General features: G+C 64.9%; 12 protein-coding genes. 11 read left to right on the top strand and 1 reads right to left on the bottom strand.

The genetic code is table 11. The features are described 5' to 3' along the window. Window positions 1–2: 2 nt before the first annotated feature. From pabC to ACGK9R_RS06210, 8 genes are all read left to right on the top strand, one after another. Entirely contained in the window at window positions 3–809 is an 807-nt protein-coding gene (gene pabC / locus ACGK9R_RS06245; RefSeq protein WP_394579359.1) for an aminodeoxychorismate lyase, read from the top strand. Between the two features lie 32 nt (window positions 810–841). Beyond that, window positions 842–1,849 (top strand): endolytic transglycosylase MltG, encoded by a 1,008-nt coding sequence (gene mltG, locus ACGK9R_RS06240; protein ID WP_394579357.1) that lies wholly within the window; start codon window positions 842–844, stop codon window positions 1,847–1,849. A 48-nt stretch (window positions 1,850–1,897) separates the two neighbouring features. Beyond that, on the top strand, window positions 1,898–2,551 hold the full coding sequence (tmk, locus tag ACGK9R_RS06235) for a dTMP kinase (RefSeq protein ID WP_394579355.1): 654 nt from the start codon (window positions 1,898–1,900) through the stop codon (window positions 2,549–2,551). After that, on the top strand, window positions 2,542–3,525 hold the full coding sequence (locus tag ACGK9R_RS06230) for a DNA polymerase III subunit delta' (protein WP_394579354.1): 984 nt from the start codon (window positions 2,542–2,544) through the stop codon (window positions 3,523–3,525). The genes tmk and ACGK9R_RS06230 overlap by 10 nt, the downstream gene beginning before the upstream one ends. Window positions 3,526–3,567: 42 nt before the next feature. After that, window positions 3,568–3,903, top strand: a complete 336-nt coding sequence (locus tag ACGK9R_RS06225) for a PilZ domain-containing protein (protein WP_394579352.1) — start codon at window positions 3,568–3,570, stop codon at window positions 3,901–3,903. A 39-nt stretch (window positions 3,904–3,942) separates the two neighbouring features. Next, window positions 3,943–4,773 (top strand): TatD family hydrolase, encoded by an 831-nt coding sequence (locus ACGK9R_RS06220; RefSeq protein ID WP_394579350.1) that lies wholly within the window; start codon window positions 3,943–3,945, stop codon window positions 4,771–4,773. Between the two features lie 71 nt (window positions 4,774–4,844). Then, window positions 4,845–5,405 carry a DUF1285 domain-containing protein gene (locus tag ACGK9R_RS06215; protein ID WP_394579348.1) on the top strand — a complete coding sequence of 187 codons (561 nt, stop codon included), beginning with the start codon at window positions 4,845–4,847 and terminating at the stop codon, window positions 5,403–5,405. Next, the gene (locus ACGK9R_RS06210; RefSeq protein WP_394579346.1) at window positions 5,402–7,600 is read left to right on the top strand and encodes an ATP-dependent helicase; all 2,199 of its coding nucleotides are present in this window, start codon (window positions 5,402–5,404) and stop codon (window positions 7,598–7,600) included. The genes ACGK9R_RS06215 and ACGK9R_RS06210 overlap by 4 nt, the downstream gene beginning before the upstream one ends. A gap of 27 nt (window positions 7,601–7,627) precedes the next feature. On the opposite strand, the gene ACGK9R_RS06205 is transcribed toward ACGK9R_RS06210, so the two are convergent. Further along, complete coding sequence (locus ACGK9R_RS06205; protein WP_394579345.1) at window positions 7,628–9,292, bottom strand: electron transfer flavoprotein-ubiquinone oxidoreductase; 1,665 nt, start codon at window positions 9,290–9,292, stop codon at window positions 7,628–7,630. Between the two features lie 270 nt (window positions 9,293–9,562). Between ACGK9R_RS06205 and ACGK9R_RS06200 the strand changes: the two genes are divergently transcribed. From ACGK9R_RS06200 to ACGK9R_RS06190, 3 genes are all read left to right on the top strand, one after another. Next, entirely contained in the window at window positions 9,563–10,312 is a 750-nt protein-coding gene (locus ACGK9R_RS06200) for an electron transfer flavoprotein subunit beta/FixA family protein (RefSeq protein ID WP_394579343.1), read from the top strand. A 49-nt stretch (window positions 10,313–10,361) separates the two neighbouring features. After that, the gene (locus ACGK9R_RS06195) at window positions 10,362–11,288 is read left to right on the top strand and encodes an electron transfer flavoprotein subunit alpha/FixB family protein (protein ID WP_394579341.1); all 927 of its coding nucleotides are present in this window, start codon (window positions 10,362–10,364) and stop codon (window positions 11,286–11,288) included. A gap of 239 nt (window positions 11,289–11,527) precedes the next feature. After that, window positions 11,528–12,139, top strand: a complete 612-nt coding sequence (locus tag ACGK9R_RS06190) for a superoxide dismutase (protein ID WP_394579339.1) — start codon at window positions 11,528–11,530, stop codon at window positions 12,137–12,139. The last annotated feature ends 132 nt before the right edge of the window (window positions 12,140–12,271 follow it).

Below are 12,271 nucleotides of genomic sequence, written 5' to 3'. Positions count from 1 at the left end.
CGATGAGCGCCGCGCAGGTGCCCGGTGACGACCGCGGGCTCGCTTACGGCGATGGGCTTTTTGAAACGGTACTGCTGCGCGCGGGACAGCCGCTACTGTGGCCTTACCACGTAAAGCGCCTTGCCCGGGGCTGCAAGCGGCTGGGCATTGCGATGCCTTCGCTTGCCTCGCTCGAGAAGGGTTTCGAGCAGGATGTTGCGGCAGGGCTCGAAATCCTCAAGCTGATCGTGACCCGCGGCAGCGGCGGCCAGGGGTACCGTGCGCCCGCCGATCACGAGCCGCGGCTGCTGGTCTCGCGAAAACCGTTCACCGCGGCCCAGGCGCGTTGGCAAGAGGGCGCCTGCGTTCGCCTATGCGAGCTAAGGCTTGGCCACCAGCCGCGCCTGGCGGGCATCAAGCACCTCAACCGGCTCGAAAACGTGCTCGCCCGGCAGGAGTGGGATGACCCAATGATTCATGAGGGCCTGCTCGCCGATAGCGAAGGCTTTTTGATCGAGGCGGTCAGCATGAACGTCTTCTGGCGCGCCGAAGGGCGGCTCTGGACGCCGCGTCTTGACCGCTGTGGCGTGGCGGGTACCCTGCGCGAGGCGCTTCTGGAGCGCGGGGTGATCGGTGAATCCGAGCTTTCGCTGGCAGCACTTCCCGGCGTCGACGCGCTCTGGGTGGGCAACTCGGTTCAGGGCGTCTGGCCGGTGCACACCCTCAAAAGCGCTACTGGCGAGACGCTGGCGCGCTGGCCCCGGACGTTTGATGATGCGCTGATGCGTCAGGCCCACGGCCTGCTCGGATACCCGCAGGCGCCGCGTTAGCGCCACGATTTTGACATGAGGCACCGAGTGACATGCTGAAACGATTGGGGTTTGCGCTGCTGCTACTGGCCGTGCTTGGCGCCGCCGCGGCGGCGGGCGGCTACGTTTACTGGCAGAGCCGGCTGAACGCGCCGGTGCCCATCGACGAACCGACGCTCTACTACGTGGCGCCGGGCGCCGGCTTCAACCAGGCCGTGGCCGAGCTCGACGAGCGCGGAGTGATCGAAGAGAGCTGGCCGCTGCGGCTGCTGGCGCGGGTCTCGCCACAAGAGGTGCCGCGTCTTCGCGTTGGCGAGTATCGCATCACCCCGGAGATGAGCGCGCTCGACGTCATGCGTCTTCTCGGCAGCAACGACGTGGTCACCTACGCGCTGACCATTCCCGAGGGCTGGACCTTCGCGCAGATGCGCGCGCGACTCGATAGCGCCGAAAAGCTCGACAACGTGACCGCCGGCATTAGCGACGCGGAGGTCATGGGGCTGCTTGGCCGCGAGGACACGTATCCGGAAGGGTGGTTTTTCCCGGATACCTACCGCTATCACCTGGGAATGAGCGATGTCGATATCCTGCGCCAGTCGCTTACCCGCATGGAGCGCATTCTCGACGAGGTGTGGGCACAGCGCGACGATGACCTGACCATCGAAACGCCTTACGAGGCGCTGATCATGGCCTCGTTGATCGAGCGCGAAACCGGGGCCCCGGAAGAGCGGCGCGAGATCGCCGGCGTGTTCAAGCGGCGCATGGAGCAGGGTATGCGTCTGCAAACCGACCCGACCGTGATCTACGGCATGGGCGAGCGCTACGATGGGCGCATTACCTACGCCGATCTGCGCGAGGCCACGCCTTACAATACCTACGTGATCGACGGCATGCCGCCGACGCCGATCGCCATGCCGGGGGAAGCCTCGCTCGAAGCGGCGGTCAAGCCGCTGCCCGGCGATACGCTCTACTTCGTCTCGAAGGGCGATGGCACCCACCACTTTTCGCGCACGCTGCGCGAGCACAACAACGCCGTCAACCGCTACATTCGCAACCAGTAACGGGTCGGCGCCGAGCCCGGTGCCGCCCGCTTTGTCAACGAGGTATCAATGCCCCAGCGCGGTCGCTTTATCACCCTGGAAGGGGGCGAAGGAGTGGGCAAATCCACCAACGTCGCCTTCGTTGCCGGCTGGCTCGAGGCGCAAGGCCTGGAGGTGGTGCGCACCCGCGAGCCCGGCGGCACGCCGCTCGCCGAGTCGATTCGCGCGCTGCTGCTGGCAACGACGTTCGATGAGCCGCTCGACACCGACGCGGAGCTTCTTTTAATGTTCGCCGCCCGCGCCCAGCATCTGGCCGAGAAGATCGAGCCGGCGCTCTCCCGCGGTGCCTGGGTGGTGTGTGACCGCTTTACCGACGCCACCTTCGCCTACCAGGGCGGCGGGCGCGGGATCGACCCCGCGCGTATCGCGACCCTCGAGCGCTTCGTCCAGAAAGGGCTGGCGCCGGATCTGACGCTGTTGCTCGACATGCCGCCGGAGGCCTCCGCCGAGCGGCTGGCAGGGCGAATGCGAACGCAGAATACGCACCTGGACCGCTTCGAGCGCGAGCAGGCGGCATTTTTCAGCGCCGTGCGCGGCGCCTATCTCGAGCGGGCAAAGGCCGAGCCCGAGCGCTTTGCCGTGATCGATGCGGCCAGGCCCCTGGATCAGGTGCAGCAAGTGCTCGAGCAGGTGCTCAGTGAGCGGGTGGCGCCATGGCGCTAGCGGACCTTCTGCCCTGGCATCGAGGTGTCTGGGCGCAATTTACGCGCCTGGCCGATGAGGGGCGCATGCCTCATGCGCTTTTATTGAGCGGCGCCCACGGGGTCGGCAAGCAGCAGCTCGCCGATGCGCTGGTGGCGCGCACGCTCTGCCTCGAGCCTGGTGATCAGGCCTGCGGCCACTGCCATGGCTGCAGCATGCTCGCCTCGGGGTATCACCCGGATTTGATGCGGATCTCGCTCGAGGAGGGCAAACGCCAGATTCGCATCGACCCGATTCGCGAGGTCAACCGCTTCGTTCACCAGACCGCGCAGCAGGGCGGCTACCGGGTGATCGTGATCAGCCCGGCGGAGGCGATGAACAACGCCGCCGCCAACGCGCTGCTCAAGAGTCTGGAGGAGCCTGGCGAGCGCACGCTGTTCATTCTGCTTTCGGACGTGCCGTCGCGAATGCTGCCGACCATTCGCTCGCGCTGTCAGCAGTGGACGCTGCCGAGCGTGCCCTTCGAGCAGTGTCAGGGCTTCTTGACCGAGCGGCTCGGCGGTGACGAGGCGCTTTTCTGGTGGCAGGTCTCCGGGGGGCTTCCATTGCTGGCGGTGGAGCTCGCAGCACCCGAGGAGCGCGCCCTGCGCCACCAGATTCACGACAGCTTCGAGCAGCTGGTGCGCGGCGCCGAGCCGGTAGCGGAAGCCGCGCGGCTGGACCGCCAGATGATCGACGCCATTTTATGGTACGGTATCGCCTGGCTCGAGGATCTGATTCGACTCGGCCTGACCGGCCAGACCACCGCGCTGCATAATCCGGATCTCGAACCCCTGTACCGTCAGGCGGTCAAGAACGCCCGGGTACAGGACTGGTTTCGCCTGCTGGATTACGCCCGCGAGCAGCGAAGGCTTCTCGCGGTCGGGGCCAATCCCAATGCGCAGCTGATGCTCGAGACGTGGTTGGTGCGCTGGTCGGCGCTGTTGCGCTCCTGAGAAGCCCACGGCCGGTACTCGAGAAACTGCACGAGGTGTTGAATGACCGCTCAAAAAGCTCTTTCGCTCACGGTGCCGGATGTTCCCACGCTGCTGGCCGCCTACATGCCCCATCTCGAGCGCGGCGGCATGTTCGTGCCCGTCGAAGCCTTTTACCGCCTGGGCGAAGTGGTGAACCTGCTGCTGACGCTGCCCGGCGAATCCGAGCGGCTCAGCGTCACCGGGCACGTGGTCTGGGTGTCGCCCGCCGGTGTCAGCGGGCGGCGCATGCCGGGTATCGGCGTGCATTTTGGCCATCAGGACTTTCCCGTGCGCGACAAGATCGAGACACTGCTGGCCGGCCAGCTCGATAGTGCCCCCGAGTCTTTTACCCTCTAGCTCGCTTGAACCGTTTTGCCTTTATCTACCGAGGCCCGAATGTTTGTTGATTCGCACTGTCATCTGGATCGCCTTTCCGAACGCACCTTTGATGGCGACGTCGATGCCACGCTTGAAGCCGCCCGCGCGGCCCGTGTCAGCCAGTTTCTGGCCATCGCGGTGACCCTCGAGGATCTTCCCGGCCTGGCGGCGCTTTCCCGCCGCCATCAGGACGTGGCGATCTCCGCCGGGCTGCATCCGCTGGCAGAAATCGAACACGAGCCCAGCGTCGAGGCGATCAAGGAGGCCGCCGAACAGTACGGCGCGGTGGCGATCGGTGAAACCGGGCTCGACCATCATTACCGCGACCGGGTGAGCGTTGACGTTCAGCGCGAGCGCTTCAAGCGTCATTTGATCGCCGCCACCGAGCTCGAGCTGCCCGTGGTGGTGCACACCCGCGAAGCGAAAGAGAAAACCCTGGCGCTTCTGCGCGAACATACCGACCCTCGCGTCGCCGGGGTGCTGCACTGCTTCACGGAAGATATTGACATGGCGCGCGAGGCGATTCGGCTGGGGTTCTATATTTCGCTTTCCGGGATCATCACCTTCGCCAGCGCCGCCTCGCTCAGGGAACTCGCTCGGGCGCTACCGCTGGATCGACTGTTGATCGAAACCGACAGCCCCTATCTCGCCCCTGTGCCGCACCGCGGCAAGCCCAACCAGCCCGCCTGGGTCGTGGAAGTCGCCGAGTGCATCGCCGCCGAGCGCGGGATCAGCGTCGACGAGGTCGCCATGCAGACCACCGCCAACTTCTTTCGGCTGTTTCGCGGCGCCGTGCCCGACGCGCCAGCTCACGTGAAGCAGGCGCTGGCCCAGGCGGGTCTGGCCTGACGCGCGCCCCGGCTATACTCGTAGCAGGCGCACCTCACGGCGCCATGCTTCCAACCATGCGGTGAAACGCCATGAATATCGATCGACTGCTCACGCATCAGCCCGGCACCGCTCGCCCCGCGCCGGTGGATCAGTGGCACCCCGCGCTCAGCGGCGATATCGACATCGTCCTGTGCGCGGACGGGCGCTGGCTGCACGAAGGCGAGTCCTTTGCCCGCCCGGAAATCCCGCACCTGCTCGCCACGCTTCTACGCCGCTTCGACGAGGGGGTGTGCCTGGTGACGCCGGTCGAGCGCTGGCGCGTCACCGTCGAGGATCGGCCCTTCGTGATCGTCGAGGCGGATTTTCGCGAGGGCGCCTGGCACTTCACGACCCAGTTCGACGACGTGGTGCGACTTGATGCCGAGCACCCGATGACCTTGAGCGAGGCTCCAAGCGGCGAGCCGATGCCGGAAGTTCCCGTGCGCTTTGGTCTTTCTGCGCGGCTTCACCGCAACGTTTACTACCGTCTGGTCGACGAGGCCGTGCTCGAAGAGAGCGGCGCGATCCAGCGGCTGTGGCTTGAAAGTGCCGGTGAGCGCTTTTTGCTCGGCGAGCTCGACGCCGACACACTTGATCGCGAGACGCCGTGAAGCTGACGTCAGAACAGAGCGCGGTGATCCATCACCCCGGCGGCCACGCGCGGGTGGCGGCGGTTGCCGGTGCCGGCAAGACCACCACCATGGCCGCCCGGGTGCTGCATCTTTTGCAAAGCGGCGTGGCCCCCAAGCGCATACTGGTGTTGATGTTCAACCGCTCCGCCCGCGAGGATTTTCAGCGCCGGCTCTCGAGCATGGCGCCCGCCGGTCAGATACTTCCGGATGTGCGCACCTTTCACTCCCTCGGCCACCGTTTGACCCAGAGCCTGAGTCGCTGGGGCGCGCTCGAGCCGCGCCAGCTGCTCTCGGCGGAGTGGCAGCTCGAGCGGCTTCTGCGCCAGGCGAGCCTCAACGTGCTGGCGGATCAGAGCGAGCGTCGTGAGGCGGCGCTCGAGGCCGACCGACTGGAGACGCTGGCGCACTTTTGCGGCCTGGTGAAGGCGGATCTGTGCACGCCCCAGGCGCTTTTCGAGCGTATGAATCTCGATGAGGCGAGCGACTACTTTCCCGAGGCGTTCGCCGAGGCGGAGCGGCTTTTACGGGAAAACGGCGTAATGACCTATGCGGATCTGCTCTACCGCCCGCTTTTGGCGCTGGAAGCGGACGCTTCGCTCAGATCAAGAGTCGAGGGTTTTCTCGATCACGTCATCATCGACGAGTACCAGGACATCAATACCGCCCAGCAGCGGCTTCTGAAAGTGCTGGCCGGTGAGTCGGCGAGTGTGATGGCTGTGGGCGATGCCAACCAGTGTATCTACGAGTGGCGCGGCGCCCGGCCGGACACCATGCTCGACGACTTCACCGCTACCTTCGGCGCGGCGACCGACTATCCGCTTTCGACCACCTTTCGTCACGGCCACGCGCTGGCGCTGACCGCCAACCAAATGATCATGCACAACGCCCGCCGGCCCGACCAGCTCTGCCTGGCGGCGCCCACCAATGCGCCAACGCGTATCGACGCAGGCCAAGGGAATCGGCCGCTGCTCGATGCGCTCGGGCAGTGGCAGGATGCGGGGCGCTCGCTTGGTGAGGTGAGCCTTTTGGTGCGCAGCTGGGCGCTGTCGGTGCCGTTTCAGCTGGCGCTGTTGCAGGCGGGGATCGGCTTTCGTCTTGCCCGCGAGGACCGCTTCGTGTTTCGTCTGCCGCTGGTGCAGGCGCTGGCGGGCTATCTCAAACTCTCGCGTCAGCCTGCGCTGTTGCAGGACCCGGACCATCTTATGCTGTTGCTCGCCCAGCCGACGCCTTTCGTTGCCCGCGAGCGCCTTGCCCGGCTCGCCCAGCGGCTGGCTACGAGCCAGGCGTTTCCCGAGCGCGGCGACCCGCTGCTGGCGACGCTCAAGCCGATTCAGCAGCGCACGCTCAAAAAGCGCTGGGCGCTGCTGTGTGATCTGCCCACGCTCGGCCACTGGTCGCCGGCCAGGCTCTTGCAGCACGTGGTGACCACCATCGATGCGGAAAAGACGCTCAAGCGCGCCGCGACCCGGCGCGACAAGGGCGAGGAGGACGTGCGCCTTCTGGATGTGCTGATCGAGCAGGCACAAAGCGTGCAGGACCCGGACGCCTTCATCGAGCTTCTGGAGCGGCCGGTGGAGAGTCAGGCCGATGGCGTGCTGATCAGCACGGTGCACGGCGCCAAGGGGCTCGAGTGGCCGCTGGTGATCGTGGCCGGGGTGAACGAGGAGGATTTCCCCCACTACAGTCGCGACAATCCGCTTTCCGATGCGCGGCTGGAAGAGGAGCGTCGTCTTTTCTACGTGGCGATCACCCGCGCCCGGGAACGGCTCTTGCTGCTGCACGATGGCGGCGTACATCGCCCGAGCCGCTTCATTGGTGAAAGTGGATGGGCGGATAGCCTGCGCGTGGCCCAGGCGCTCGATGAGCCGCACGCGCCCGCGGCCCCGCTCGAGGTGGCCTCGAAAGCGCTGGTCGAACGTTATCTGGCCCGTTTGGGGCGTGAGGAGATCGTCGTTCGCTCATCGGCGGGTGGCACCGGGCGGGTCGAGGCAGCGGCCGAGTTTTATCCCGGGCAGCGGCTCGTGCATGAGGTGTTCGGTGAGGGCGAAGTAGCCGCGGTGGAGGGTAACCCGGCGGATCCGGTGATCGACGTGCGCTTTACCAGTGCCGGTCGGCGCCGGCTGATCGCCCGGCGCGCGCCGATCACCCTGGTCGAACCCGCCAGGCTCGCCTGAGCGGGACCGGCAGGTTCGAACGGGCCTTTACATATTGGGATAGTTGGGCCCGCCGCCGCCTTCCGGCGCCACCCAGGCGATGTTCTGGGCCGGGTCCTTGATATCGCAGGTCTTGCAGTGCACGCAGTTCTGGAAATTGATCTGAAAGCGCGGCTTGCCCTGCTCATCCTCTACCACTTCATACACCCCGGCGGGGCAGTAACGCTGAGCGGGCTCGGCGTACTTCGGCAGGTTGTGCTCGATCGGGATCGACGGATCCTCGAGTTTCAAATGGCAGGGCTGATCCTCCTCGTGGTTGGTGTTGGAGAGAAACACCGAGGAGGGCTTGTCGAAAGAGAGCTTGCCGTCGGGTTTGGGGTAGTCGATCTTCTCGAACTCGGCAGCGGGCTTTAGTGCGCCGTGGTCGGTGGTGGTGTCGTGAAGCCTGGGCAGTTTGTTGCCAATGAGCTGATTGACGAAGTTGTACGCGCCGCCGCCGACGTTGCCGTACTTGTGCATCGCCGGGCCAAAGTTCGCGTTCTCCTTGAGCTCCTGATACGCCCAGCTCGACTCCCACTTTGCAGTGAAGCTTTCAAGCTCCGCGCCGCCTTCGTCGCCGCTCTTGATCGCCTCGAACACGCTTTCGGCGGCCACCAGGCCCGACTTCATCGCGGTGTGGATGCCCTTGATCTTGGCGAAGTTGAGCGTTCCCGCGTCGCAGCCGATCAAGAGCCCGCCGGGGAAGGTCATCTTCGGCAGGCAGTTGAAGCCGCCCTTGGTGATGGCGCGGGCGCCGTAGGCGACGCGCTTGCCACCTTCCAGGTACTGGCGCAGTACCGGGTGGTGCTTCATGCGCTGGAACTCGTCGAAGGGCGAAAGCCAGGGGTTCTTGTAACCCAAATCCATGATCAGGCCGACCACCACCTGCTGGTTTTCGGCGTGGTAGAGAAACCAGCCGCCGTGAGTGTCGCTGTCAAGCGGCCAGCCGGAGCCGTGGACCACCAGGCCCGGCTCGTGCTTGTCCGCAGGCACGTCCCAGAGTTCTTTCAAACCGATGCCGTAGTGCTGCGGGTCGCGACCCTCATCGAGAGAGAACTCGCGAATCAACCGTTTGCCCAGATGCCCGCGGGAGCCTTCGGCGAACAGGGTGTATTTGGCGCGAAGCTCCATGCCCGGCATATGGCCATCCTTGGGCGTGCCGTCGGCGGCCACGCCCATGTCGCCGATCAGAATACCGCGCACCGCGCCGTCTTCGATGATCACGTCCTGGGCGGCAAAGCCCGGGAAAATCTCGACGCCGAGCGCCTCGGCCTGCTCGGCGAGCCAGCGACACAGATTGCCCGCGCTGATCACGTAGCGGGTCTGGTCGCCGCCGGTGTTGTGCATGGTTTTCGGCACCAGCGCGTGGGGCAGCTTGCGCGCGTTCTCGCTATCCTTCAAAAGGTAGAGATCGTCGCGGGTGGCGGGCGTGTTGAGCGGGGCGCCGCGCTCCTGCCAGTCCGGGAACAGCTCGTTAAGGGCGCGCGGCTCCAGCACGGCGCCGGAGAGGATGTGCGCGCCGACTTCGGAGCCTTTCTCCACGACGCACACGCTCAGCTCCTGTTCGGCGTCGTTAGCCTGCTGCATGAGACGACACGCCGCCGCCAGGCCCGAAGGGCCGGCGCCAACGATGACCACATCCATTTCCATCACATCGCGCTCTGGGTTTTCCACGGTCTCTCCTTATTCTCGTTCGTGCCGTGCCTTATAAAAACACGGACTTAATACTAAACGGTCGTTTGCTTCTGGTTATGCCTCATGATAGGCATAATACCTGCCCCGGGTCATCTCTACGATGGTGTCAGGGCGTTATCGCCCTGTTTTGCGCGCTTTCTGCAACTGTCGGATTTGCTGAGGCAAAAGCGCTATAGTGTCGCTAGCCGCACGTGCAAGAGCGCAGCGCCCGTCAAGGACAAGGCTTCTAATCAGCCAAGCGAGGAAACCATGAAAGTATTAGTCGCGGTCAAACGCGTCATCGATTACAACGTGAAAATCCGCGTCAAGGCGGACCACACCGACGTGGACCTGACCAACGTCAAGATGGCCATGAACCCCTTCTGCGAGATCGCCGTGGAAGAAGCGGTGCGGCTCAAGGAGAAGGGCGTGGCGACGGAAGTGATCGCCGTGACCGTCGGTCCGAAAGCCGCCCAGGAACAGCTGCGCACCGCGCTGGCCCTCGGCGCCGACCGGGCGATCCAGATCGAGACCGACGAGCGCGTCGAGTCGCTCGCCGTGGCGAAGCTGCTGGCCAAGGTCGTGGACGAAGAGCAGCCGGGACTGGTGATCCTCGGCAAGCAGGCGATCGACACCGACAACAACCAGACCGGCCAGATGCTCGCCGCGCTGACCAATCTGCCCCAGGCCACCTTCGCCTCCGAGGTCGCCATCGACGGTGACCGGGTCAACGTCACCCGCGAGATCGACGGCGGCCTGCAGACCCTCGCACTCACGCTTCCGGCGATCGTCACCACCGACCTGCGCCTCAACGAGCCGCGTTACGCCAAGCTTCCCGACATCATGAAGGCCAAGAAGAAGCCGCTGGACGTCAAGACCCCGGCGGACTACGGCGTCGAGGTGGCATCACGTGTCAGTCTGGTCAAGGTCGAGACGCCCGCCGAGCGCAAGGGCGGGGTAAAAGTGGCCTCGGTCGACGAGCTGGTCGACAAGCTCAAGAACGAAGCGAAGGTGCTTTGATTTCCCGGCCCAGTGATCGCCTCTTTCACCCGTATTCAAGGAGTTTCTCATGAGCATTCTGGTTCTGGCCGACGTTCACGACGGCCACCTGCTTGACGCCACCGCCCACGTGGTGGCCGCCGCCCGCGAGATCGGCGGCGATATCGACGTGCTGGTCGCCGGTGAAGGCGTCCAGGCCGCCGCCGACGAAGCCGCCAAACTCGACGGCGTCACACGGGTACGTCTGGCGGACCACAGAGTCTACGCCCACCAGCTCGCCGAGCCGCTCGGCGCGCTTCTGGTCGAGCTCGCCGGCGACTACACCCACGTGCTGGCCAGCGCCTCGACCACCGGCAAGAACGTGCTGCCGCGCCTCGCCGCGCTCAGGGACGTCAGCCAGCTCTCCGAGGTGCTGGCCGTCGACGGCCCGGACACCTTCAAGCGCCCGATCTACGCCGGCAACGCCATCGCCACGGTCAAAAGCGACGATGCGCTCAAGGTGATGACCGTGCGCACCACGGCGTTCGACGCAGTCGGCCAGGGCGGCAGCGCCGCCGTCGAGGCCCTCGACACCGTGGTCGAGAACGCGCAGTCGCAGTTCGTCGGTGAAGAGCTCGCGGCCTCCGACCGCCCGGAGCTCGGCGGGGCGAAGGTAGTGATCTCCGGCGGGCGCGGCATGGGCAACGGCGAGAACTTCCGGCTTCTCGACGGCATCGCCGACAAGCTCGGCGCGGCGGTGGGGGCCTCCCGGGCGGCGGTGGACGCGGGGTTCGTGCCCAACGACATGCAGGTCGGCCAGACCGGCAAGATCGTGGCGCCGGATCTCTACATCGCGGTGGGCATCTCGGGGGCGATCCAGCACCTGGCGGGGATGAAGGACTCGAAGGTGATCGTGGCGATCAACAAGGACGAGGAAGCGCCGATCTTCCAGGTGGCGGACTACGGGCTGGTGGGGGATCTGTTCGAGATCCTGCCGGAGCTCGAGAGCAAGCTTTGAGTGCATACCCAGCGTTAACCGCCTGACAGCGGATGAATGCGCGAGCCGGCTGCCGGGCAGCCGGCTTTATATTGCGTTCATATTAGATAAAGCCCTGATTGTTAGCTAGAGTGCTAGGGCGCGTAGCGCCAATGCAGATTGGCGTTTCGAGGAAAAATTCCGCTTAAGCGGTTGAAAAGAGTAGGGCGCGACCGCACCTACTTTGGTGAACATCGAAAGTCACTCAAGGAGATGATGACATGGCACATACACTACCCGAACTGCCGTACGCCTACGACGCACTCGAGCCGAGCATCGATGCGATGACCATGGAAATTCACCATTCGCGTCACCACAACACCTACGTGACCAACCTCAATGGTGCGCTCGAAGGAACGGGGCTTGAAGACCTTCCCATCGAAGAGCTCGTTTCCAATTTGGATCGCGTACCGGAAGAGAAGCGTCAGGCCGTCATCAATAACGGCGGCGGTCACGTCAACCACTCCATGTTCTGGCAGATGATGTCCCCCAACGGCGGCGGCCAGCCCCAGGGCGACGTGGCCAAGGCGATCGACAGCGAGCTTGGTGGCTTCGACACCTTCAAGGAAGAGTTCAAGAAAGCCGCCACCGGCCGTTTCGGCAGCGGCTGGGCGTGGCTCTCCGTGACGCCGCAGAAAAAACTCGTGGTCGAAAACACCCTCAACCAGAACAGCCCGCTGATGGACGGCAACACGCCGATCCTGGGTCTGGACGTGTGGGAACACGCCTACTACCTGAAGTACCAGAACAAGCGCCCGGACTACATCGCCGCCTTCTTCGACGTCGTCAACTGGGAAGAAGTCGAGCGCCGCTACCAGGCCGCGATCGCCTGATTGTTGCGATGATCTCCTGAGCGCGTAGTGCGCTCTACTTGAAAGCCCGGCCTTGCCGGGCTTTCTGCTTTTTGGCACTCCTGTTCTATAAAAACTCGCCCGATTCTCCTCATTGCCCTGGTCTTGGGCGCA

The sequence above is a fragment of the Halomonas sp. HNIBRBA4712 genome (assembly GCF_043558675.1).
In the GTDB taxonomy this organism is placed as follows: Bacteria; Pseudomonadota; Gammaproteobacteria; order Pseudomonadales; family Halomonadaceae; genus Vreelandella.
This window is presented reverse-complemented; position numbering and strand designations above follow the sequence as displayed.